This is a genomic window from Pseudomonas sp. KH_017 (genome assembly GCF_057840285.1).
In genome coordinates this window covers 39,292-61,001 of sequence record NZ_CM174509.1, presented here as the reverse complement: position 1 = coordinate 61,001, position 21,710 = coordinate 39,292, and the positions used below count along the sequence as shown (strand labels likewise).

The following is a 21,710-nucleotide window of genomic DNA, read 5'->3' as shown; positions in this document are numbered from 1 at the left end:
CATACGCTGGCAGGCGCCGGAAACGGTGCCGCACAAGGAGTTAGCTGAATGAAAAAACTACTCGTCGCCTTCGCTGCTGTTGCCGCATTCTCGGCCCACGCGGCCGAGACCCTGACCGTCGCGGCCACTCCGGTGCCACACGCCGAGATCCTCGAATTCGTGAAGCCGGCCCTGGCCAAAGAAGGCGTGGACCTGAAGGTCAAGGTATTCACCGACTACATCCAGCCGAACGTGCAGGTCGCGGAAAAGCGCCTGAACGCCAACTTCTTCCAGCACCAGCCGTACCTGGATGAGTTCAACAAGGCCAAGGGCACCCACCTGGTTTCCGTGGCCGGCGTGCACCTGGAGCCCCTGGGCGCTTACTCCAGCAAGTACAAGACCATTGCCGAACTGCCTGGCGGTGCCACCGTGGTCATCCCGAACGATGCCACCAATGGCGGCCGTGCACTGTTGCTGATGGCCAAGGCGGGCCTGATCAAGTTGAAGGATTCGAACAACATCCTGTCGACCGTGAAGGACATCACCGAGAACACCAAGGACCTGAAAATCCGCGAACTGGAAGCCGCGACCATCCCGCGCGTGCTGACCCAGGTCGACCTGGCGCTGATCAACACCAACTACGCGCTGGAAGCCAAGCTCGATCCGGCCAAGGACGCGCTGTTCATCGAAGGCAGCGACTCGCCTTACGTGAACATTCTGGTGGCTCGTCCGGATGACAAGGACAGCGAAGCGATGAAGAAACTGGTGGCTGCCCTGCACAGCCCGGAAGTGAAGGCCTTCATTCTCGAGAAGTACAAAGGCGCGGTGGTGCCGGCGTTCTGATCGACTGCTGCAACGAAACAGGGGACGCCAAGTGCGTCCCCTTTTTTGTACCTTGAAACATAGACCCCTGTGGGAGCGGGCTTGCTCGCGAAGGCGGTGTGTCAGCCACTATCAATGTCGGCTGAACCACCGCTTTCGCGAGCAAGCCCGCTCCCACAGGGTTTGGTGGTGTTTTCAGTTGCGCTTGAGCATCACCGGCAACTGCGCCACCAGTTTCGCATTATTCAACGGCGCCCGAATAAACCCGCGCTGGGTACCGTCCGGCCCGATCACAGCGAGGTTGCCGCTGTGGTCAACGGTGTAGTTCGGCTTGCTGGTGTCCGCCGGAATGAACGGAATGCTCACCGCGTTGGCGATCGTTTGCAGCTCATCGGTCGACGCCGGGGTCAGGCCAATGAACTGCGAGTCGAAGTAGCCCAGGTACTGCTTCAGTTGCTTGGGTGTATCGCGGTTCGGATCGACGCTGACCAGCACGATCTGCAATTTATCCACAGCCTCGGGCGGCAACTCGCTCTTGATCTGCCGCAACTGGGCGAGGGTGGTCGGGCAGATGTCCGGGCAGAAGGTGTAGCCGAAGAACAGCAGGCTCCACTTGCCTTTCAATTCATTGATCGCGACCGGCTGGCCGTCCTGATTGGTCATCGTCACGTCCGGCAGATTACGGCTCTGCGGCAGCAAGATGATGCCGGCGTCGATCAGCGCCGTCGGATCGCCCTGGTTTTTCCCGGACAATACCTTGTTGACGGTCAGGCCCAGGATCAGTGCGACCAGGGCGACGAGTATGAAGACGGTTTTCTGGGTTCGAGTCATAGGTTCAACAGTAAGTAGTGGTCTACGAGCAGGGCGATAAACAGCAGGAACAAGTAGTAAATAGAGTACTTGAACGTGTTGATCGCCGCGTGCGGCCGAGTGCCACGGTACAGCACCACGGCCCATTGCAGAAACCGCGCGCCCAGCCCGAGCGCGCAGACCAGGTAGAGCGTGCCGCTCATGTGGATCACATAAGGCATCAGGCTGACGGCAAGCAATGCGAAGGTATAAAGCAGGATGTGAATCTTGGTGTAGTGCTCGCCATGGGTGACCGGCAGCATCGGGATATCGGCCTTGGCGTATTCCTCCTTGCGGTGGATCGCCAGCGCCCAGAAGTGCGGCGGGGTCCAGGCGAAGATGATCAGCACCAGCAGCAGCGGTTCGGCGCTGACGTGACCGGTGGCGGCGGTCCAGCCAAGCAATGGCGGCGCGGCACCGGCCAGACCACCGATGACGATGTTCTGTGGGGTCGCGCGCTTGAGGAATCCGGTGTAGACCACCGCGTAGCCGAGCAACGAGGCGAGGGTCAGCCATGCAGTCAGCGGGTTGGTGAACGCCAGCAGCATGGCTTGTCCGAGGACCGCCAATACCAGCGCGAACGTCAGCGCGGCGGTCGGCGAAACCCGGCCTTCGGCGAGCGGCCGTTTGTGGGTGCGCGCCATCACCGCGTCGATGCGCCGGTCCACCACATGATTGACCGCCGCCGCGCCACCGGCACACAGGGCGATGCCCAGGTTGCCGAAAATCAGCACCGTCCACGGCACTCCGGCACGGGTCGCAAGGAACATCCCCACCAGCGAAGTGATGAGCATCAGCACCACGACTTTGGGTTTGGTCAGTTCCAGGTAGTCACGCCAGATCGCCTGACTGGGACGTTCGCCGATCAGAATCGCCATGGCATCTCTCCTTTTATTGTTATGGGCCCGGCTGAGTGTTTACGCGGGCTGAAGTGCCAGCGCGCTTGCTTGACCCGGACCAGACTGGTTCGGGCGTGATAATTGACCAGCACCATGGTCAGCAACAGCGCCGCGCCGCCCGCGTTATGTGCGACGGCCACCGGCAGCGGCAGATGGAACAGCACATTGCTGATGCCCAAGGCGATTTGTGCGCCAAGGGCGATCAACACCAGGCCTGCCAGGCGCGTCATGCCGACCGCTTTCAGTTGCCAGGCCAGACCGAGCAATACCAGGGTGACCAGCAACGCACCGATGCGATGGGTCAGGTGAATGGCCATACGGGCGTCGCTGTCCAGTTGTCCGCCAAGATAGTTCGGGCCGATGTGTTGGGTCAGGTGAAAGCCGTTGGCGAAGTCGGCCGGTGGCAACCACTGGCCGTGACAGGTCGGAAAGTCGATGCAGGCCACGGCGGCGTAATTGGAACTGACCCAGCCACCGAGGGCGATTTGCCCGATCACCAGCAACAGCCCCGCCGTCGCCCAGTGCTGCAAACGTCGTGGCACGGTCAGCGCCGGCAGTACGCCGGACAGGCGCAAGGTCAGCAGAAACAACAGGCTCAAGGTCGCGAAGCCGCCCAGCAAATGCCCGGTGACCACTTGCGGCCAGAGCTTGAGCGTTACCGTCCACATGCCAAACGCGGCCTGGCCAACAACCACCGCCAACAGAAACAACGGCAGCTTCACCGGCTGCCCGGGATGGCGGCGATGCACCCACGAACGACCGGCCAACACCGCGATCAACAGCCCCAGCGTGCCCGCGAAGTAGCGGTGGACCATCTCGTTCCAGCCCTTGTGGGCCTCGACCGGAGCGTCCGGGAAATGCAATTCGGCATGGGCCAGCTGGGCTTCGCTTTTCGGCACGCTGATGAAGCCGTAGCAGCCCGGCCAGTCCGGGCAGCCGAGGCCGGCGTGGGTCAGGCGGGTGTAGGCGCCGAGCAACACCACAATCAGTGCCAGCAAGGTGGCAAACAGCGCGAGGCGAAATCCAGGCTTGGCCATGACGATGCCCTTATCCGATGTTCGACAGTTTCAGCAGGTGGCGCAGATCGTTGAGCAGGTCCTTGCCCTTCACCGACGGGTCGTAGCGCAGCACCAGATTGCCGTGGGGGTCGATGATCCACAGGTGCGGCGCGTCATCGCTCTGAGCGCCTTTAGTGTAGGCAGGCAAATCCAGTGAATAGCGTTGCAACTGCGGGTACTCGCGTTGAAGTTTAGTCTCGTAATCGCTGTTCAGCGTCTGCGCGGCGGCCAATGCATGGCTGGCGCGGGACGCATCACGGCCGAGGCCGATCTGGACTTGCCGCGCCAGATACACCAGTTGCTGGCAGTCCACCGCGCATTCCTTGGGCGCCGTCACCAGTATCTGCCAGCGAGCTTCCTGGGCCTGCACACCGATGTCCGCGCGGGTCTGGCCGTTGCCGATCAGTTCGCCGTGATAACTGCGGCCCTCGGGCACCCAGAAGTTCAGCTTGTACATACCGGTGGCGAGGATCATCGGACCGATCACCCCGAGCAGGATCAGCAGCAATTGCATACGACCCTTGCGCCGGTTCACCGAAGGTTTCGCCTCAGACATGCTGGGTGGATTCATGGCCGCTCCCATGGTGTTTCTCCTTTGCGTTGTGCCAGCCGAGATAGAGATAAAGACCGAACAGGGCGATCGCCATGGCGAACCACTGCACGGCATAAGCGATGTGTTTTTCCGGGCCCATGGCGACTACTGGCCAGTCGGCCTGATAGATGGCGAGGCCGGTTTCGGCGCGCAGTTCGTAGGCAAAACCTTCGCGATTCAGTGCTGTCCAGAGTTTGTCTGGCTCAACGGCCGTAATCAGCTTCGGCCATGTCAATGTTGTGGGATCTGCGTGCAATTGGAACGTCGCGCCGGAGGAGACGTAGACCCACGCGTCGAGGCTGACTGCTTCGGCAGGCGTCTTGAATTGCGGTGGTGTGCGACGCTCCGGCCAAGGCAACCAGCCGCGATTGACCAGCAGCCAAAGCCCGGAGGCCTGATCGTGAAAGGGTTGCAACAGCTCGACGCCGACCTTGCCGTTGCGTTGACTGTTATCCAGCAGCAGGCTGTGTTCGGCATCGAACTGGCCGTACAGGTGAACCCGACGGAAGGCCGGGTCTGTCGTGTGTTGCAGTTCGGTACTGGCCATCGGCTCGGCGGCCCGGCGTTCGGCGTAGGTTTGCAGCAGCGCACCTTTCTCCGTCCCCCGACTCAATTGCCAGAACCCCAGGGACACCAGTAGCGGCAGCAACAGCGCGACCACCAATGTTGGCACGATACCCGGCCGAAAGCGCTTCATGGCATCGCCAGAAAGTCGGTCATCGCGAGAGCTATACTCAAGTGCATCGCTTGCCCCCCTGGAGTCTCACCATGCTCAAAGCAGCCATCGTCCTGATGCTGATTGCCACGGTTGTCAGCCTGTTCAGCGGCCTGTTTTTTCTGGTCAAGGACGACAGCCGCTCAAACCGCCTCGTCATTGCCTTGAGTGTGCGAGTGACGCTGGCCGCCCTTACCCTCGGCCTGATCGCCTGGGGTTTTTTCAGCGGCCAACTGGTTTCCAATGTCCCGTGGTAGCTGTAGGAGCGAGCAAGCTCGCTCCTTCAAGCCGCTTTAAAGCACATAGACGAAAACGAACAGCCCGATCCACACCACATCCACGAAGTGCCAGTACCAGCTCGCCGCTTCGAAGCCGAACTGGTGCTCGCTGTCGAAGTGCCCGCGCATGATCCGCATCAGCATCACGAACAGGATGATGGTGCCGATGGTCACATGGGCGCCGTGGAATCCGGTGAGCATGAAGAATGTCGCGCCGTAGATGCCCGAACCCAGGGTCAGACCCAGCTCGCGGTATGCGTGCATGTACTCTTCGGCCTGGAAGGTGAGGAACGCACAGCCCAACACTACGGTGAGCGCCAGCCAGAGTTTCAGTGCGCCGCGATGGCCCTTTTTCAAAGCGTGGTGGGCAATGGTCACGGTCACGCTGGAACTCACCAGCAACACGGTATTGAGCAATGGCAGGCTCCAGGGGCTGATGACTTCCTTGGGCGGCGGAAACAGTTTCGAGTCGGGGTTGCTCAGCAGCGGCCAGGTGAACTGGAAGTTCGGCCACAGCATGTGCGCGATGCCTTTGGCACCTTCACCACCGAGCGCCGGCCCGGAGATATGACGGACATAAAACAGCGCGCCAAAAAAGGCGATGAAGAACATCACTTCCGAGAAAATGAACCAGCTCATGCCCCAGCGGAACGAGCGATCCATCTGTGCGCTGTACAAGCCGCCGCGACTTTCCTTGATCACCGTACCGAACCAGCCGAACAGCATGTAGGCCAGCAACAGGCCACCGACGAAAAAGATCAGCGGGCCGTGGGATTCCGGACGCGCTGCTTTCAGATCATTGAACCAGGTGGCCAGGCCAAACACCGTGACGAACATGCCGACCGTGGCGATGATCGGCCATTTGCTCTGGGCCGGGACGTAATAATGTTCATGAGTTGCCATTTATTGTTCTCCTTATCGGGCACGCTCAGCCGCCAGTGTTTACAGCTACCGGTGGATGTCGGGCGGTGATATCGAACAGCGTGTAAGACAGCGTCAGGTGCTTCACATCCTTGGGCATGTCACGGTCAACGATGAAACGCACCGGCATCTCGATCCGTTGACCGGGCTGCAGCACTTGCTGGGTAAAGCAGAAACATTCGGTCTTGTGGAAGTACGCCGCCGCGTTGCTGGGCGCGATGCTCGGCACGGCTTGGGCGCTCATCGGTTTATCGGTGGGGTTGTGGGCGATGAATATCATTTCGTTCACCGCCCCCGGGTTCGCGGTCAATTCGTCATGCTTGGGGTAAAAGTCCCACGGCATGTCGGCGGTGTTGGTCGACAGAAACTGCACGCGCACCTGGCGCGAGGTGTCGACCGTTTGCTCACCCTCGTACTGCCCGCCGGTCTTGCCATTAATGCCGAAGGCCTTGCACATCACGTCGTAGATCGGCACCAGCGCAAAGCCGAAGACAAACATTGCCACCACCACGGTCAGCAGGCGCGTGACCAGTTTCTTCAACGAAATCGAGTCAGCCATGGGCCAAGCCCTCCACGCAGAACCCTGTGGGAGCGGGCTTGCCCGCGATAGCGGCCTGCCTGACACACCGCGTCGCATGCATCGCAGGCAAGCCAGCTCCCACAGGACCGAGGCGTTTCATTTCACTTCCGGCGGCGTAGTGAAGGTGTGATACGGCGCCGGTGACGGAATGCTCCACTCCAGGCCTTCAGCCCCATCCCACGGCTTGGCCGGTGCCGGCGGGCCGCCGCGAATGGTCTTGATCACGATGAACAGGAAGAAGATCTGCGTGGCGCCAAACATGAATGCGCCGATCGACGACACCATGTTGAAGTCGGCGAACTGCAGGTTGTAGTCCGGAATCCGTCGCGGCATGCCCGCCAGCCCCACGAAGTGCATCGGGAAGAAGGCCAGGTTCATGCCGATGAACGACAGCCAGAAATGCAGCTTGCCCAGGGTTTCGTCGTACATGTGGCCGGTCCATTTCGGCAGCCAGTAGTAGGCCGAGGCGAAGATCCCGAAGATCGCCCCCGGCACCAGCACATAGTGGAAGTGCGCGACCACGAAGTAGGTGTCCTGGTACTGGAAGTCCGCCGGGGCGATGGCCAGCATCAACCCGGAGAAACCACCGATGGTGAACAGGATCACGAACGCCACGGCAAACAGCATCGGCGTCTCGAAGGTCAGTGAGCCTTGCCACATGGTGCTGGCCCAGTTGAACACCTTCACGCCCGTTGGCACCGCAATCAGCAGCGTGGCGTACATGAAGAACAACTCGCCCACCAGCGGAATGCCGACCACGAACATGTGGTGCGCCCAGACGATGAACGACAGGAACGCGATACTCGCCGTGGCGTAGACCATCGAGGTGTAACCGAACAGTGGCTTGCGCGAAAAGGCCGGAATGATCGAACTGACGGCACCGAAGGCCGGCAGGATCATGATGTACACCTCGGGGTGACCGAAGAACCAGAACACATGCTGGAACAGCACCGGGTCTCCGCCACCGGCGGCACTGAAGAAGCTGGTGCCGAAGTGGATGTCCATCAGCATCATGGTCACGCACCCCGCCAGTACCGGCATCACCGCGATCAGCAGGAACGCGGTGATCAGCCAGGTCCAGACGAACAGTGGCATTTTCATCAGCGTCATGCCGGGGGCGCGCAGGTTGAGGATGGTGGCGATCACGTTGATCGCGCCCATGATCGAACTGATCCCCATCAAGTGGATGGCGAAGATGAAGAAGGTCACGCTTTCCGGCGCATAGGTAGTCGACAGCGGCGCATAGAACGTCCAGCCGAAGTTCGGCCCGCCACTCGGAGTGAACAGGGTCGACACCAGCATCAGGAACGCCGCCGGCAACAGCCAGAAGCTGAAGTTGTTCATGCGCGGCAGGGCCATGTCCGGCGCGCCGATCATCAGCGGGATCATCCAGTTGGCGAGGCCGACGAAGGCCGGCATCACCGCACCGAAGACCATCACCAGACCGTGCATGGTGGTCATCTGGTTGAAGAATTCCGGCTGGACAATCTGCAGCCCCGGCTGGAACAGCTCGGCGCGAATCACCATCGCGAACGAACCGCCAAGCAGGAACATGGAGAATGCAAACCACAGGTACAGCGTACCGATGTCCTTGTGGTTGGTGGTCAGCACCCAGCGCATCAGGCCTTTGGCGGGGCCGTGGGCGTGGTCGGTGGCGGTATGAGCATGCTCATCGATTACAGCAGTCATGTTCTGTCTCCTGCAAACAGATGGGCTGGGCAGGCCGGGGTACGTAGCCCCGACCGATTCCTTAAGTGCGCAATAGACCGGGTCATTTGCTTTCCGCCTGTTTCAGCTCCAGCACTTCCTTAGGCGTGACCATGTCGCCCTTGTTGTTGCCCCAGGCGTTACGTTCATAGGTCACGACCGCCGCGATATCGACTTCCGAGAGTTGCTTGCCGAATGCGGCCATGGAAGTGCCAGGCTTGCCGTGGAAGACAATGCTCAGGTGAGCGTCTTTCGGTCCGGTGGCGATTTTCGAGCCCTTGAGTGCCGGGAACATCGGCGGCAGACCCTGGCCTTCGGCCTGGTGACAGGCCACGCAGGTGGTGTGATAGACCTTGTCGCCGCGTTCCTTGAGCTCATCGAGCGTCCATTCCTTGCTGGTCAGCTCTTTGAGCTGCGCGGCCTCGGTCTTGCGATCGGCCAGCCATTTTTCGTAATCGGCCTTTTCCTTGACCTCGACCACGGTCGGCATGAAGCCGTGATCCTTGCCGCACAACTCGGCGCACTGGCCACGGTAGATGCCGGGCTTGTCGATACGGGTCCAGGCTTCATTGACGAACCCGGGAATCGCATCGCGCTTGACCGCGAAAGCCGGCACCCACCAAGAGTGGATCACGTCGGCGGAGGTCACAAGGAAGCGCACTTTGGCGCCGACCGGCAGCACCAATGGCTTGTCGACTTCGAGCAGGTAATGCTCGCCCTTGGCTTCCTTGTTGTGGATCTGATCCTGGGGGGTGGTCAGGTTGCTGAAGAACTCGACGTCCTGGCCCAGGTATTTGTAGTGCCACTTCCACTGGTAGCCGGTGATCTGGATATCGATTTCCGGCTCGCTGGCGTCGTACATCTTGATCAGGGTCGCGGTAGCGGGAATCGCCATGGCCACCAGGATCAGGAAGGGCACGATGGTCCAGAGGATTTCGACGGTGGTGCTTTCATGAAATTTGGCGGCCACCTGCCCGGTCGAGCGGCGGTGGAGAATCATCGACCAGAACATGGCACCAAAAACGATGATGCCGATCACCACACAGATCCAGAAAATGATCATGTGCAGGTCGAATACTGCGTGACTGATTTCAGTCGCTCCAGGCGCCATATTCACAGTCCAGGCCGCTTGCGCCTGACTGAAAATCGACCACAACAGGAGGCCCATCCAGACATGTGGATGTCGCATCATTGCGGGTTCCCCTTATCGTTCTTGTTATCCCGCCGGCTTTCACCTGCGGCAAGGGAGCGGCTGCATCAGACTACGAACTTGAGCACCGGGCCTTGCTGCATATGCAGTCGGGCGTCATCAGCTAACTCCATTCCAACCCGAGTATAGACAGCACCTCTGACCTCGCAATGCGAAGGCGTAAATCATCTGAAACAGCATTAACTTGCTTTGCAGGGTACGAATGGAGAAGGATGCAGACGAGTGGTGGCTAATCGATATAACGGGGCCGTCTCAAGGATGAAATAATTATGACAAATGCGTCTTAGCATTTTTCGTAAGCCAGCTAAGTTATGTCTTCCCTATTTCATTGCCTTGTTTCCTGGAGTTTTCATGAACACCGCCGCATTGCGCGAGCAGATCCAAAAAGCCCAACAACACGAAGCCGAGACCGGCCTGCTGACGCGTCAGCTGGAAAGTAAACTGCCTCATCTGCACCCGGCGATCCAATTGCCGGAGACCGATACCAACGGCGTACTGACGCGATTTGTCGCCGCCTACATCGAAGAAGTGCCCGATCTGCTGGATGCAGCCAATGAAGTCGCCAGGGAAGCGGGCATTGAGTCACAGATCAAACCGGTGCTGGCAATCGCCGAGCAGTACTTCCTCCAGCCGCCAGCCATCATGGCCGGCCATGTCGGGCTCGACAGCCTGCTGGATGAAGCCTATCTGGCGCACCGGTTTGTCGAAGAGGTCAATGACCTGTACATCAAGCATTTCGGCCAGCCACTGATCCCCTTGGACATGACTGTCGCCAACCTGATCGCTCACCAATTGATCGGTGAGTCGTTCGCCAACCAACTGGACGAAGTGGTGCATCACGCCATCGACGAGATGCTCAACGACGAAAGCTTCGCACTGGAATCGGTGGAAGCCTACCGCGAGAAGCTCAACAGCCCGGACACCGGCGCCGCGTGGAAACGCTGGCCGTGCATGTCCCGCCGCTTGGGCGTAGGCCTGGAACTGGATCAGCCGGCGGCTTGATCCATCGGTAAACACAATCCCCTGTGGGAGCGGGCTTGCTCGCGAATGCGGTTTCACATCCAACATATGTGTTGGCTGATCCACCGCTTTCGCGAGCAAGCCCGCTCCCACACTGTTATCTACCCGGCCGCGCCGACGCCGGTATTCGTCCGCACCCGCCCCTCAAGTCTGCGCTTCAACCCCCGCGATTCAATCATCAGCTTCGAACCCTTGGCCGCATTCGCCCGACCCCATTCCTCCAGCAACTCCAGACACGAGTGATCGATGTAGCTCAGATTATTGAGTGGCACATGCACCGTCGCGCCTGGTGGAATACTACCCAGCACCTGGGTCAGCGCCGGCACTTTGAGGAAGGTCGCCGCGCCTGCCAGGCGCAATTCCATTTCCCCTTCCTGTGGCAGGTCGATCAGGCTGATTTTCAACCGCGAAGCTTTCAGCGCCAGTTTCACCAGCGTCAGGCCGAAGCCAATCAACACGCCGGTCAGCAGGTCCGTGAAAACGATGGCGAGCGCAGTTGCCGCATAGGTGAACATCGGCGCCCGACCATACCGGCCCAAACCACGGAAGACCTTGAGATCCACCAGTTTGAAACCGGTGTACACCAGCACGCCCGCCAGGCTCGCCACCGGAATGCTTTGCAGCACGCTGGACAGCAACAGCACGAACGCCAACAACCACAGGCCGTGGAAAATGGTCGAAAACCGCGTGGTTGCTCCGGCCTGAACGTTCGCCGAGCTGCGCACGATAACGCCGGTCATAGGCAAAGCCCCCAGCAGGCCACACAGCATGTTGCCGATACCTTGCGCCGACAATTCCCGGTCGAAGTCCGAGCGCTGACCACTGTGCATGCGATCAACCGCGGCGGCTGAGAGCAAGGTTTCGGCGCTGGCGATGAAGGCCACGGCAAACGCCGCAATCAGCAAGGTCGGATCAGCCAGGTTGAGCAGATCCGCTGGCTTCAGCCAGTCGATGGCCTCCGTCAGGTTGGCCGGCACCTCGACCCGTTTGACCTGCAACGCCAGCACCAGGCTGGCAAGCGTGGCCAGACCGACGCCAAGTAGCGCGCCAGGAACGAAGCGCAGGGATTGCGGACGGAATTTCTCCCACAGCCACATGACGGCGATCGTCGACAAACCGAGCAACCCGGCTTGCCAGCCAAACGTGGGCAACGCCTGAACCAGCGCCGCCGGGAAAGCCGCCAGGTTATCCAGGCCCGAGGGTTTGGGCACGGCATCCAGCATCACATGCACCTGAGACAGGATGATCAGCACGCCAATCCCGGCCAGCATGCCGTACACCACCGCGGGTGCCGTCACCCGAAACCAGCAGCCCAGCTTCAAACGGCCAGCCACCAGTTGCAGAAAACCTGCCAACAACAGTATGGGCCCAAGCATGGCGATGCCGTGCTGGCGGACCAGTTCGAATACCAGAACGGCCAGGCCCGCCGCCGGGCCGCTGACTTGCAGCGGCGAGCCGGCCAACCAGCCGACCACCAGACCACCGATAATGCCGGTGATCAGACCTTTGGCTGGCGGCAGCCCCGAGGCAATCGCGATGCCCATGCACAGGGGCAGGGCGACCAGAAAAACAACCACCGAAGCCAGCAGCTCCCGTGGCAAAACAGCTTTGAGTCGAGCAGCACGCATGGTGAGTCTCCCGAAGTTTTCTTCAGGCATGGCAAAGCCAGGCTGCCTGAACGGCAGCCTCGGCTGAACCACACAACGATTTAGGAGGGTTTAGAAGCGCGCTTTGGGCGTCGCCACGGGAATTGGCAGGCTGCCATTGAGCGGCAGGAAACAACCTTGATCGGCGTCGTACGCTTTGATTTCGCTGGTTTCGATGTTGTAGACCCAGCCGTGAATAAATAGCTGACCGTTGGCCATGCGCGAGGCCACCGACGGATGGGTACGCAGATGCTGCAATTGGGCGATCACGTTCTCTTCGGTAAGAATGTGCATGCTTTCGCTTTCGCTAGAGCAGTTGCAGTTCTCCTGCACCATGGTTTTGGCCACTTCGGCATGACGCAGCCAGGCTTTGACCGTGGGCATTTTTTCCAGACTGTCCGGGTTGAGCACCGCGCGCATGGCGCCGCAGTCGGAATGCCCGCAAATGATGATGTGATGCACCCCCAGAGCCAGTACGGCGTACTCGATGGCCGTGGAAACACCACCGTTCATTTGCCCATAAGGCGGCACGACGTTGCCGACGTTACGGGTCACGAACAGGTCGCCGGGGGAGCTCTGGGTGATCAACTCGGGAACGATGCGCGAATCGGCGCAGGCAATGAACATCGCTCGTGGCCGCTGGGCCGTGGCGAGTTTCTTGAAGAGCTCTTCCTGCTGGGGAAAGACCTCATGATGAAAATGCAAAAAGCCGTCAACGATGTGCTGCAACGCTGCATCGGCGGTTTCCGCCTCGGGTTGGGCTGAAGCCGACGCAGCCAACGGCTGTTTATCCTTGTCACTCATGATTCATCCTCATTGGCGGAGTCAGGGAATCTTCCCGTGTGGTCCGGTGTGAAGCCAGTGGCTGGTTAAAAAACATCCAGGTCAAACATCTCGACCCATCAGTCACTCGATGAACAAGGTAGCGGCCGAATCTTAATTGAAACTGAATAAAACGCTCTAGGACGCGTGTTCCAGGTCACAAAAAACGTGACCAGCCTAAGGCCTGAGCGCGCTCTTCAGTACTCAACCATAGGCCAATTGTCCTCAAATCAACGACATTTGGCGACCGGGCGGACAAAAGGCATTGCAGTCCAGGTCAAAGCCTTCCCGTCGATTGAGCCCCAGGCGCTTGATGGTTTTGGCAAAGCGCTGTGCCAGCAGGTCGGCGAAGGGGCCTTCGCCGCGCATTCGAGCACCAAAGCGGCTGTCGTAGAATTCACCGCCACGGCTCTGACGAATCAGGCTCAGCACATGCGCCGCCCGTTGCGGATAGTGGGCACCCAGCCATTCTTCGAACAGCGGCGCCACTTCCAAGGGCAGGCGCAACATCATGTAAGCAGCACTCTGCGCCCCGGCCGCATGGGCCTCGGTGAGCAGGCTTTCGAGTTCGCTGTCGTTGATCATCGGAATCATCGGTGAACACAGCACGCCCACCGGAATGCCTGCATCGCGCATGACCCTGATCGCCCGCAACCGGGCTTTGGGCGCCGCCGCGCGGGGTTCGAGGATGCGCTTGAGCTCGTCGTCCAGGGTGGTCAGGCTGATCATTACCGCCACCAGTCTCTGGCTGGCGAGCTCGGTCAGCAAGTCCAGGTCGCGAAGAATCAGCGATCCCTTGGTGACGATGGTCACCGGGTGCCGGTAACGCAGGAGTACTTCGAGGGTTTGCCGGGTGATCTTGTATTCACGCTCAATCGGCTGATAGGGGTCGGTGTTGGAGCCGAGGTTGATCGGCGCACATTGATAGCCACGTTTGGACAGCTGCTCCTCCAGCACATCCACGGCGTTGGTCTTGGCAATCAGTTTTGTCTCGAAATCCAGCCCCGGCGACATGTCCCAATAGGCGTGACTGGGACGTGCGTAGCAATAGATGCAGCCATGCTCGCAGCCGCGGTAGGGATTGATCGAGCGGTCGAAGGGCAAGTCCGGTGAAGTGTTACGGGTAATGATGGTTTTTGCCCTTTCGATGCTCACCTCGGTGCCTTGGGTAAGCGGCACCTCCTGATACCAGCCGTCGTCTTCGGCCACCGACTGGCTGGGTGCAAAGCGGTTGTGCGGGTTGGTTGCGGTGCCGCGGCCACGGGGAGGCAGAGGGCTAACCATCGGCGGATTCCTTGGTCTGTATATTCATACAGTATCCGACCTGCTGCGAATCGACCAGTACCACTCAGCCCTTCATCTGGCCTCATGGCCTCATGGCCTCATGGCCTCATGGCCTCATGAGCTTACTTGTTAATCAATGATGAGAAAACTAAGGAAACATATAGTCAGTGGTTAGATCCAATACCCGCCCGTATATTCAGCCCGAAAAGCAACACCCTCAATAGCGATCAAATAAAAGGATTTATTAATGTCTTTCTTTAATCAGCGCGGCATCTTTCTGCAACTCATGCAACCGAGTCCTTCGGAGCCCAACACACTGGTTTCGCTACAACTGGCCCGCAAAGAATTAAGTTGGGATGCTGTTAACGAAGTGCAAGTTGAAACACTCGTTGACTCGACTTTTTACACCGCAGTATCCACAGACAGTGGCGACTCGTTCAGCATCAGGGCCGTTGGCAAGGATGTCGATGGAGACGGAAACATCGGTGCCGACGACAAAGCCAAGTTACAGGCGCTGGCAAAGGCTTATGCCAGTATCGTCAATCCCTGAGCCCTGACTTTCCAATCACTGGAAAGCGCTATGCCGAATGCATGCGGGCTCCCGCATGCATTCCAGACATCCACGAGGATAAAAAATGTCTACGCCCATAAAAACCGGTGCTTATCTACAACAAATAGAAACGCCGGAAGATGTGCAGGTAGTTATCAAGCTAATAAGGGCCGGCGAGTATCCGAACAAAACAATGGAGCAGTTCGCTGATGTTCTCGCAAGCGCTCCCTCCATGACACTCCATATAAAAGATGACGGCAAGATTTCAACGCTCGATTTTGATCCATGGTCCGATATCAATGTCATTCCAGACAATAGCATCGACGAAAAGGACATTGCCGCCCTTACACAACTTGCACTCGCTTTTTATCATCAACAAATAATTGCTCCAGAGGGCATAGCGTATCTTTATCGCCTTCCCGCTGAACCACCCGAGCGTCGAGTAGATGTTGAGGTATTCGACATTGATGAAGAGGATCACCAACTGTATAGCCTCGGTGTGTACGAAACCAAATCTGCGGATTCCGGCTCGCCTTTTAAAGGTAGTGAGCGCAACCCTGAAACTGGACAGGTGTTTGACTATGGGACCGCACTGAACGAGTTGCTCAAAGCATTCATCAAACTGAAACTGTAACCTGAGCGCGGACTTCACGATTCTTTGACGGTCCGCTCACAGGCCTTTGACCGTGCATGACTGATCCTTGCCACCATCTTCCCGTCCCTTTCTGAACGGTCGCTCAAGCATGCCTTTACCACGTTTTTTATCTGCAATATGCCTGTCGCTGGTCGCACTCGTTAACCTGACATCGGCACTTGCTGACGACAGTGTGATGCAGCGTCCGGCAGACTGGGCCCAACCGGTCGAGAAGCAATACAACCTCTTTCAAATGTCGCCAACCCTCTATCGCAGCGCCTTGCCGGACAACGGGGCAGTGCCGCTGCTGGAGAAACTCAAGGTCGGGACGGTAATCAACTTCTTGCCTGAAGCGGACTCCAGTTGGTTGTCCACGCCAGGCATCACGCAAGTACAACTGCCTTATCGCACCAACCATGTGGATGACGCCGATGTGCTCAAGGCCTTGCGTGCCATCAAGGCTGCCGAAGCCAAAGGCCCGGTGTTGATGCATTGCAAACACGGTTCCGACCGTACCGGCCTGATGGCAGCTATGTACCGGGTTGTCATCCAGGGCTGGACCAAGGAGGAGGCCCTGAACGAAATGACCCAGGGCGACTTTGGCGACAGCACCCACTTCAAGGACGGCATTCGCTACATGATGCAGGCCGACGTGGAAAAACTGCGCACGGCCCTGGCCAATGGCGATTGCAGCACCAGCCCGTTCGCCGCGTGTTCGATGAAAAGCTGGTTCAAGTCCGCTCACATTGAATAAAAAAAGCCCCCGTAGCATGGCGCAACGGGGGCTTTTTTCACTCAGTTTTGTTCGTCCGGTTTTTTCTTCAGTTTCGGGTTCGGGAAGAACTGAACCGCCTGAACCTTGGTGTCGGCTGGTTTGAGTGCGCTGGTATTAACCCGCGTACCCAACTCCTTGGGCACCGACAGCCCTTGTTCATTGAGCGTGTCGGAGTACCCGCAGGCCACGCACTCACGGTGCGGGATCTGGTCTTCATTCCACATCATCAATTTGTCCGGCTCGCTGCATGCCGGGCAGACCGCCCCGGCGATAAAGCGTTTTTTCGTAATCACAGGTCCCTCACTCATGCTGCCGCGTCCTCACTCAGACCGCTGTGGCGCAAGAGTGCGTCAATTGATGGCTCACGACCACGGAAGTCGACGAACAGCACCATCGGTTCCTGGGAACCGCCACGGGCCAGGATTGCTTCGCGGAAGGCGCGACCGGTGTCGGCGTTGAGCACGCCTTCTTCTTCGAACTTCGAAAACGCATCGGCGGACAGCACTTCAGCCCATTTGTAGCTGTAGTAACCCGCGGCGTAACCGCCAGCGAAGATGTGCGCAAAGCTGTTGGGGAAGCGGTTGTAAGCCGGTGGACGCATCACCGAAACCTCGTCGCGCACGCCTTCGAGCACTTGCAGCACGCTACGGCCGTCACCGTGGGTGGCGTGCAGTTCGAAGTCGAACAGCGAGAACTCCAGTTGGCGGACCATCATCAGGCCGGACTGGAAGTTTTTCGCCGCGAGCATTTTCCCGAGCAGGTCCTGAGGCAGCGGTTCGCCGGTTTCATAATGACCGGAAATCAGCGCCAGGCCCTCCGGTTCCCAGCACCAGTTTTCCATGAACTGGCTCGGCAACTCGACCGCATCCCAGGCCACGCCGTTGATGCCGGACACGCCAGCATGCTCGACGCGGGTCAGCAGGTGATGCAGGCCGTGACCAAACTCGTGGAACAGGGTGGTGACTTCGTCATGGGTCAGCAGCGCAGGCTTGCCGCTGTCGGCCGGAGTGAAGTTGCACACCAGGTTGGCCACCGGGCTTTGCAATACACCGCCAGCGGTGCGACGACGGTCGCGTGCGCCATCCATCCACGCACCTCCACGCTTGTTGGCGCGGGCGTAGAGATCAAAGAAGAAGCGACCGACATGCTGGCCGTTTTCCTTGATTTCAAACAGGCGGACATCCGGGTGCCAGGTGTCGAAGCCTTTGAGCTCGGCAATCTCGATGCCGTACAGGCGCTGGACGATGGCGAACAGGCCACTGAGCACCTTGTCGATCGGGAAGTAGGCGCGCAGGGCTTCCTGGGCCACGCTGTAGCGTTGTTCACGGAGTTTTTCGCCGTAGAAACCGCTGTCCCAGCTTTGCAGATCCGGGCAGCCTTGTTCGGCGGCGTAAGCCTTGAGCTGCTCCAGATCCTGGGCAGCGAACGGCTTGCTGCGCGTGGCCAGGTCGCGCAGGAAACTCAGCACCTGATCGCTGGATTCGGCCATTTTGGTCGCCAGGCTCAGCTCGGAGAAACTACTGAACCCCAACAGCTTGGCCAGCTCCTGACGCAGGTCGAGGATTTCTTCCATGACCGGGCTGTTATCGTTCTGGCCGGCATTCGGGCCTTGGTCCGACGCACGGGTGCAGTACGCGGCGTAGACTTCTTCACGCAGTGCGCGGTCCTGGGCGTAGGTCATCACCGCGTAATAACTCGGGAATTCCAGGGTGATCAGCCAGCCATCCAGATCCTTGGCTTGAGCTGCGGCAGCCATTTGCGCCTTGGCCGAATCGGTCAGGCCGGCGAGGGCGGCTTCATCGGTGATGTGCTTGGTCCAGGCCTGAGTGGCATCGAGCAATTGGTTGGAGAAACGGCTGCCCAGTTCGGACAGCTTGCTCTGCACTTCGGCGTAACGCTTCTGTTCGGCTTCCGGCAGGTCGATACCCGACAGACGGAAGTCACGCAGGGAGTGTTCCAGGATAGTTTTCTGCGCCACGTCGAAACCGGCGGCCTCCGGGCTGCTGGCCAGGGCTTCGAAAGCCTGGAACAGTTCGCGGTTCTGGCCCAATTCGGTGGAATAGGCGCTCAAGGCCGGCAGGCACGACTCGTAGGCTTCACGCAGTTCGGCGCTGTTGCACACCGCGTTGAGGTGGCTGACCGGGCTCCAGGCGGCGCCCAGGCGGTCATTGAGTTCGTCCATCGCCAGCACCAGGCCAGCCCACGTTGGCTGTTTGACCTGGGTCTTGAGGATCTCGACGATGGCGGCACGGTTGTCAGCCAGGATCTGTTCAATGGCCGGTTGTACGTGTTCAGCGCGGATGGCGGAGAACGGCGGCAGGTCATAGGACTGCAAAAGAGGGTTGTTCACGCTCACGGTTGATACCTTGGCTGGAGAAACATGCAGCCATCTTAATTACAATCGACGTTCACCGCAGCTATCAGCAACAGAGAGAAACCCTATCGTGAACCTTCGCAAGTATCAGAACCACACGCCGCTGCTGGGTAAAGGCGCTTTTGTCGATGGCTCGGCGGTGGTGATCGGCGACGTTGAAATTGGCGAAGACAGCTCGGTCTGGCCGCTGACAATGATCCGTGGCGACATGCACCGCATCCGCATCGGCGCGCGCACCAGCGTGCAGGATGGCTGCGTGTTGCACATCACCCACGCCGGGCCGTTCAACCCGGACGGCTATCCGTTGCTGATCGGCGATGACGTGACCATCGCCCACAAGGTCATGCTGCATGGTTGTTCGGTAGGCAGCCGGGTATTGATCGGCATGGGCAGCATCGTCATGGACGGCGCGGTGGTCGACAATGATGTGATCATCGGTGCCGGCAGCCTGGTGCCGCCGGGCAAGCATCTGCAAAGCGGCTTCCTGTATGTGGGCAGCCCGGTGAAGCAGATCCGCCCGCTGACTGACAAGGAACGCGCCTTTTTCACCTACAGCGCGGCGAACTACGTGAAGCTCAAGGACCTGCATCTGGCCGAAGGCTACGACCAGCTTTGACCCGGCCCCCTTATTCAGGATTCGACATGCATTACCAAACCGTTTTGTTCGACCTCGATGGCACCCTCACCGACCCGCGCGAGGGCATCACCCGTTCGATCCAGTTCGCCTTGGGCAAACTGGGTATCGATGAGCCGGACCTGGCGAAACTCGAACACTTCATCGGCCCGCCGCTGTTGCAGGCGTTCATGCAGTTCTACGACTTCGATGAAGCCAGGGCCTGGCAGGCTGTGAATTTCTATCGCGAGCGCTTCAAGGTCACCGGTCTTTACGAAAACCGCGTATTCGATGGTGTCGCGCCGCTGCTGGAAAGCCTGAGCGGACAAGGGCGGCAGCTATACATCGCTACCTCGAAACCGTGGGTGTTCGCCCGGGAAATCGCCCGGCATTTCGACTTTGCCAAACACTTCAAGGTGATTTACGGCAGCGAACTGGACGGCACCCGGACCAACAAGGTCGAGCTGATCGCTCACCTGATGGCCGAAGAAAACCTGGACCCGGCCAACACCTTGATGATCGGTGACCGCAAGCACGACCTGATCGGCGCGCGCAGCAATGGCCTGGACGCGGCGGCGGTGGGTTACGGGTTCGGCAGCCATGAAGAGTTGAGCGCCGAAGCGCCGGCGTATCACTTTGAAACGCTGGCTGAGCTGCATCAGGCGTTTTCGCAGCGCTGATACGGTCGACACAAATCAACTGTGGGAGCGGCGGTGCGGCGATCCGACTTGCTCGCGAAGGCGGTGTATCAGGCAACATTAATGTCGACTGACACTCCCTCTTCGCGAGCAAGCCCGCTCCCACAGGGGGCTGTGTTCTTCCTCAAGATCTGGGCGGCGGGGCGAGTTTCTGTCCTTGCTCAACCGCCCAGCTCACCACCTGCGTGGTCAACTGATCGTTCGCCTGACCGAACCCGACCACCACCGCCGGGACCTGCACATCGCTGAGTGACTGGCGCACTTCAAAGCGGCGGCTGGCGAGGATGCGCTGGTCGTAACTGCGCACCAGCAATGCGTCCAGACGCACGACCGCGCTGGCATTCGTACCCTGGTATTCAGTCTGGAACGCCTGCAGGCTGCCGCCCAATTCAAGATCGGTCTGGAAAATGCTGTCATCGGTGCTCAACAGCGGCACCCGTCCATCATGCTGGAAACCTTCCAGCAAGCGATTGCGCACCAGCACCGGCGCCGGGTCGCTCCAGCGTGAGCCCTTGTAGTGGCTGATCACATCGCCCTGGGGAATCACTGCAATGTTCGGACTGTTCAACGCTTCGCTGGACTGGAATTTACTCAGGCGCAGCGACCAGCGCTGCGGCGTGCCATGGCTGGCCGATGTGCTCTGGGCCGACGGCAATCGATAGACCTCGAAGGGCTCGGGCTTGGGCAGGATCGAGCACGAACCGATCAGCGTGAAGCCAGCGAGAAGGGCAATCCGAATCAGCTTCATGGCGTGAATTCCTTGGTCTTTTCACTACCCAGCAGGTAACCGCTGGGGTTGGCTTCCAGGCGTGTGGTAATGGTGCGCAACGAACTCAGGGTTTCGCGCATCTCACGCACGGCCGGGCCAAGGCCATTGAGACCTTGCATGCCGCTGTTGAGCGAATCCTGATTGGCAGTGATCAATTTGTTGAGGGTGGCGCTGCTCTCCTGCAGCGACTTCATCGCCTGCTCGGCGCTGCCCAGCGCTTCCTTGCCATGATCATTGAGCAGCCCGTTGGCATTGCGCATCAGCGCCGTGGTCTGCTCCAGCATGGTGTTGGCCTGCTTACCCACCGAAGCCAGTTGCTGCATGGCCTGACGGATATCGCCGCGCTGCTCGGCAATGGCCCCGGTGGTTTGCTCCAGGTGCTCCAGGGTGTTGCTGATGCGCTCGATGTTTTCCGTGGAGAACATCAGGTTGACGTTATGCATCAGCGTGGTCACCCCGGCCATCAGGTTTTCGCTGTCATTGAGCAGGCGGGCGATGGGCGAGGGCGAGGCGACGATGGTCGGCAGGTTGCCGTCCTTGCCCTTGAGCGTCGGGCTCTGTGGCGTGCCGCCGCTGAGCTGGATGATCGAGGTCCCGGTGACGCCGGTCAGGGCCAGTTTGGCCTGGGTGTCTTCCTTGACCGGGGTATCGCCGGCCAGGCGAATTCGCGCCAGCACCCGACGCGGGTCTTTCGGGTCCAGCCGCAGCAAGATCACGTCGCCGACCTTGATCCCGCTGTACTGCACCGAACTGCCCTTGGACAAACCGCTGACCGCCTCGTTGAACACGACTTCGTAGTCCTTGAACTCGGTGTCGACACTGGACTTGGCCAGCCACAGGCCGAACAGCAACGCGGCCGTCACCACAATCACGGTGAACAGGCCGATCAATACATGATGGGCTCGGGTTTCCATG

General features: G+C 59.4%; 24 protein-coding genes. 8 read left to right on the top strand and 16 right to left on the bottom strand.

What is annotated here, in order from left to right; translation table 11 throughout:
- Nucleotides 1-48 precede the first annotated feature (48 nt).
- Nucleotides 49-822: a MetQ/NlpA family ABC transporter substrate-binding protein gene (locus tag AC3IT6_RS00300; protein ID WP_223443525.1), complete on the top strand. Its 774-nt coding sequence runs from the start codon at nt 49-51 to the stop codon at nt 820-822.
- Nucleotides 823-996: 174 nt separating this feature from the next.
- Here AC3IT6_RS00300 and AC3IT6_RS00295 read toward each other — a convergent pair whose 3' ends face one another.
- The 5 genes from AC3IT6_RS00295 to AC3IT6_RS00275 are packed head-to-tail and all read right to left on the bottom strand — an operon-like array spanning nt 997 to nt 4,896.
- Nucleotides 997-1,632 carry an SCO family protein gene (locus AC3IT6_RS00295; protein ID WP_223443527.1) on the bottom strand — a complete coding sequence of 212 codons (636 nt, stop codon included), beginning with the start codon at nt 1,630-1,632 and terminating at the stop codon, nt 997-999.
- On the bottom strand, nt 1,629-2,528 hold the full coding sequence (cyoE, locus tag AC3IT6_RS00290; RefSeq protein ID WP_008045805.1) for a heme o synthase: 900 nt from the start codon (nt 2,526-2,528) through the stop codon (nt 1,629-1,631). Before cyoE ends, AC3IT6_RS00295 begins: the two co-directional genes overlap by 4 nt.
- Complete coding sequence (locus AC3IT6_RS00285; RefSeq protein ID WP_489353934.1) at nt 2,516-3,586, bottom strand: COX15/CtaA family protein; 1,071 nt, start codon at nt 3,584-3,586, stop codon at nt 2,516-2,518. The genes cyoE and AC3IT6_RS00285 overlap by 13 nt, the downstream gene beginning before the upstream one ends.
- A gap of 10 nt (nt 3,587-3,596) precedes the next feature.
- Nucleotides 3,597-4,190: a hypothetical protein gene (locus AC3IT6_RS00280; RefSeq protein WP_489353933.1), complete on the bottom strand. Its 594-nt coding sequence runs from the start codon at nt 4,188-4,190 to the stop codon at nt 3,597-3,599.
- Entirely contained in the window at nt 4,156-4,896 is a 741-nt protein-coding gene (locus AC3IT6_RS00275; protein ID WP_489353932.1) for an SURF1 family protein, read from the bottom strand. Before AC3IT6_RS00275 ends, AC3IT6_RS00280 begins: the two co-directional genes overlap by 35 nt.
- A 71-nt stretch (nt 4,897-4,967) precedes the next feature.
- Between AC3IT6_RS00275 and AC3IT6_RS00270 the strand changes: the two genes are divergently transcribed.
- Nucleotides 4,968-5,171 (top strand): twin transmembrane helix small protein, encoded by a 204-nt coding sequence (locus tag AC3IT6_RS00270; protein WP_154909723.1) that lies wholly within the window; start codon nt 4,968-4,970, stop codon nt 5,169-5,171.
- Nucleotides 5,172-5,207: 36 nt separating this feature from the next.
- Here AC3IT6_RS00270 and AC3IT6_RS00265 read toward each other — a convergent pair whose 3' ends face one another.
- The 4 genes from AC3IT6_RS00265 to coxB form a co-directional block, all read right to left on the bottom strand.
- Complete coding sequence (locus tag AC3IT6_RS00265) at nt 5,208-6,095, bottom strand: cytochrome c oxidase subunit 3 (RefSeq protein WP_489353931.1); 888 nt, start codon at nt 6,093-6,095, stop codon at nt 5,208-5,210.
- Between the two features lie 25 nt (nt 6,096-6,120).
- Nucleotides 6,121-6,672 (bottom strand): cytochrome c oxidase assembly protein, encoded by a 552-nt coding sequence (locus AC3IT6_RS00260; protein ID WP_223443538.1) that lies wholly within the window; start codon nt 6,670-6,672, stop codon nt 6,121-6,123.
- Nucleotides 6,673-6,789: 117 nt separating this feature from the next.
- On the bottom strand, nt 6,790-8,382 hold the full coding sequence (gene ctaD, locus AC3IT6_RS00255; RefSeq protein ID WP_489353930.1) for a cytochrome c oxidase subunit I: 1,593 nt from the start codon (nt 8,380-8,382) through the stop codon (nt 6,790-6,792).
- Nucleotides 8,383-8,464: 82 nt separating this feature from the next.
- Entirely contained in the window at nt 8,465-9,592 is a 1,128-nt protein-coding gene (gene coxB, locus AC3IT6_RS00250; RefSeq protein ID WP_150728159.1) for a cytochrome c oxidase subunit II, read from the bottom strand.
- 369 nt (nt 9,593-9,961) lie between these two features.
- On the opposite strand from coxB, the gene AC3IT6_RS00245 reads away from it, so the two are divergent.
- On the top strand, nt 9,962-10,612 hold the full coding sequence (locus tag AC3IT6_RS00245) for a hypothetical protein (protein WP_150753741.1): 651 nt from the start codon (nt 9,962-9,964) through the stop codon (nt 10,610-10,612).
- 119 nt (nt 10,613-10,731) lie between these two features.
- On the opposite strand, the gene AC3IT6_RS00240 is transcribed toward AC3IT6_RS00245, so the two are convergent.
- The 3 genes from AC3IT6_RS00240 to AC3IT6_RS00230 form a co-directional block, all read right to left on the bottom strand.
- A complete protein-coding gene (locus AC3IT6_RS00240) occupies nt 10,732-12,258 on the bottom strand; it encodes a SulP family inorganic anion transporter (protein WP_489353929.1) in 1,527 nt (508 codons plus the stop codon).
- A gap of 90 nt (nt 12,259-12,348) precedes the next feature.
- Nucleotides 12,349-13,080 carry a carbonic anhydrase gene (locus AC3IT6_RS00235; RefSeq protein ID WP_102669518.1) on the bottom strand — a complete coding sequence of 244 codons (732 nt, stop codon included), beginning with the start codon at nt 13,078-13,080 and terminating at the stop codon, nt 12,349-12,351.
- A 243-nt stretch (nt 13,081-13,323) separates the two neighbouring features.
- Nucleotides 13,324-14,382 carry a PA0069 family radical SAM protein gene (locus AC3IT6_RS00230; protein ID WP_489353928.1) on the bottom strand — a complete coding sequence of 353 codons (1,059 nt, stop codon included), beginning with the start codon at nt 14,380-14,382 and terminating at the stop codon, nt 13,324-13,326.
- 247 nt (nt 14,383-14,629) lie between these two features.
- Between AC3IT6_RS00230 and AC3IT6_RS00225 the strand changes: the two genes are divergently transcribed.
- The 3 genes from AC3IT6_RS00225 (at nt 14,630) to AC3IT6_RS00215 (ending at nt 16,320) form a co-directional block, all read left to right on the top strand.
- Entirely contained in the window at nt 14,630-14,932 is a 303-nt protein-coding gene (locus AC3IT6_RS00225; RefSeq protein ID WP_489353927.1) for a hypothetical protein, read from the top strand.
- 85 nt (nt 14,933-15,017) lie between these two features.
- Nucleotides 15,018-15,566, top strand: a complete 549-nt coding sequence (locus AC3IT6_RS00220) for a hypothetical protein (RefSeq protein ID WP_489353926.1) — start codon at nt 15,018-15,020, stop codon at nt 15,564-15,566.
- Between the two features lie 109 nt (nt 15,567-15,675).
- Nucleotides 15,676-16,320, top strand: coding sequence for a dual specificity protein phosphatase family protein (locus AC3IT6_RS00215; protein ID WP_223443551.1), 645 nt, complete (start codon nt 15,676-15,678; stop codon nt 16,318-16,320).
- Nucleotides 16,321-16,361: 41 nt separating this feature from the next.
- On the opposite strand, the gene AC3IT6_RS00210 is transcribed toward AC3IT6_RS00215, so the two are convergent.
- Both AC3IT6_RS00210 and prlC read right to left on the bottom strand, forming a co-directional pair.
- Nucleotides 16,362-16,649 (bottom strand): YheV family putative zinc ribbon protein, encoded by a 288-nt coding sequence (locus tag AC3IT6_RS00210; protein ID WP_489353925.1) that lies wholly within the window; start codon nt 16,647-16,649, stop codon nt 16,362-16,364.
- The gene (prlC, locus tag AC3IT6_RS00205) at nt 16,646-18,697 is read right to left on the bottom strand and encodes an oligopeptidase A (RefSeq protein ID WP_489353924.1); all 2,052 of its coding nucleotides are present in this window, start codon (nt 18,695-18,697) and stop codon (nt 16,646-16,648) included. Before prlC ends, AC3IT6_RS00210 begins: the two co-directional genes overlap by 4 nt.
- 88 nt (nt 18,698-18,785) lie before the next feature.
- Between prlC and AC3IT6_RS00200 the strand changes: the two genes are divergently transcribed.
- Both AC3IT6_RS00200 and AC3IT6_RS00195 read left to right on the top strand, forming a co-directional pair.
- Nucleotides 18,786-19,331, top strand: coding sequence for a gamma carbonic anhydrase family protein (locus AC3IT6_RS00200; protein ID WP_489353923.1), 546 nt, complete (start codon nt 18,786-18,788; stop codon nt 19,329-19,331).
- A 26-nt stretch (nt 19,332-19,357) separates the two neighbouring features.
- Nucleotides 19,358-20,008, top strand: coding sequence for an HAD family hydrolase (locus tag AC3IT6_RS00195; RefSeq protein ID WP_489353922.1), 651 nt, complete (start codon nt 19,358-19,360; stop codon nt 20,006-20,008).
- Between the two features lie 142 nt (nt 20,009-20,150).
- Here the strand turns inward: AC3IT6_RS00195 and AC3IT6_RS00190 are convergent, their stop codons facing one another.
- Both AC3IT6_RS00190 and AC3IT6_RS00185 read right to left on the bottom strand, forming a co-directional pair.
- Nucleotides 20,151-20,774, bottom strand: a complete 624-nt coding sequence (locus tag AC3IT6_RS00190; protein WP_489353921.1) for an ABC-type transport auxiliary lipoprotein family protein — start codon at nt 20,772-20,774, stop codon at nt 20,151-20,153.
- Nucleotides 20,771-21,709 carry an MlaD family protein gene (locus tag AC3IT6_RS00185; RefSeq protein WP_489353920.1) on the bottom strand — a complete coding sequence of 313 codons (939 nt, stop codon included), beginning with the start codon at nt 21,707-21,709 and terminating at the stop codon, nt 20,771-20,773. The genes AC3IT6_RS00190 and AC3IT6_RS00185 overlap by 4 nt, the downstream gene beginning before the upstream one ends.
- Between the last annotated feature and the right edge of the window lies 1 nt (nt 21,710).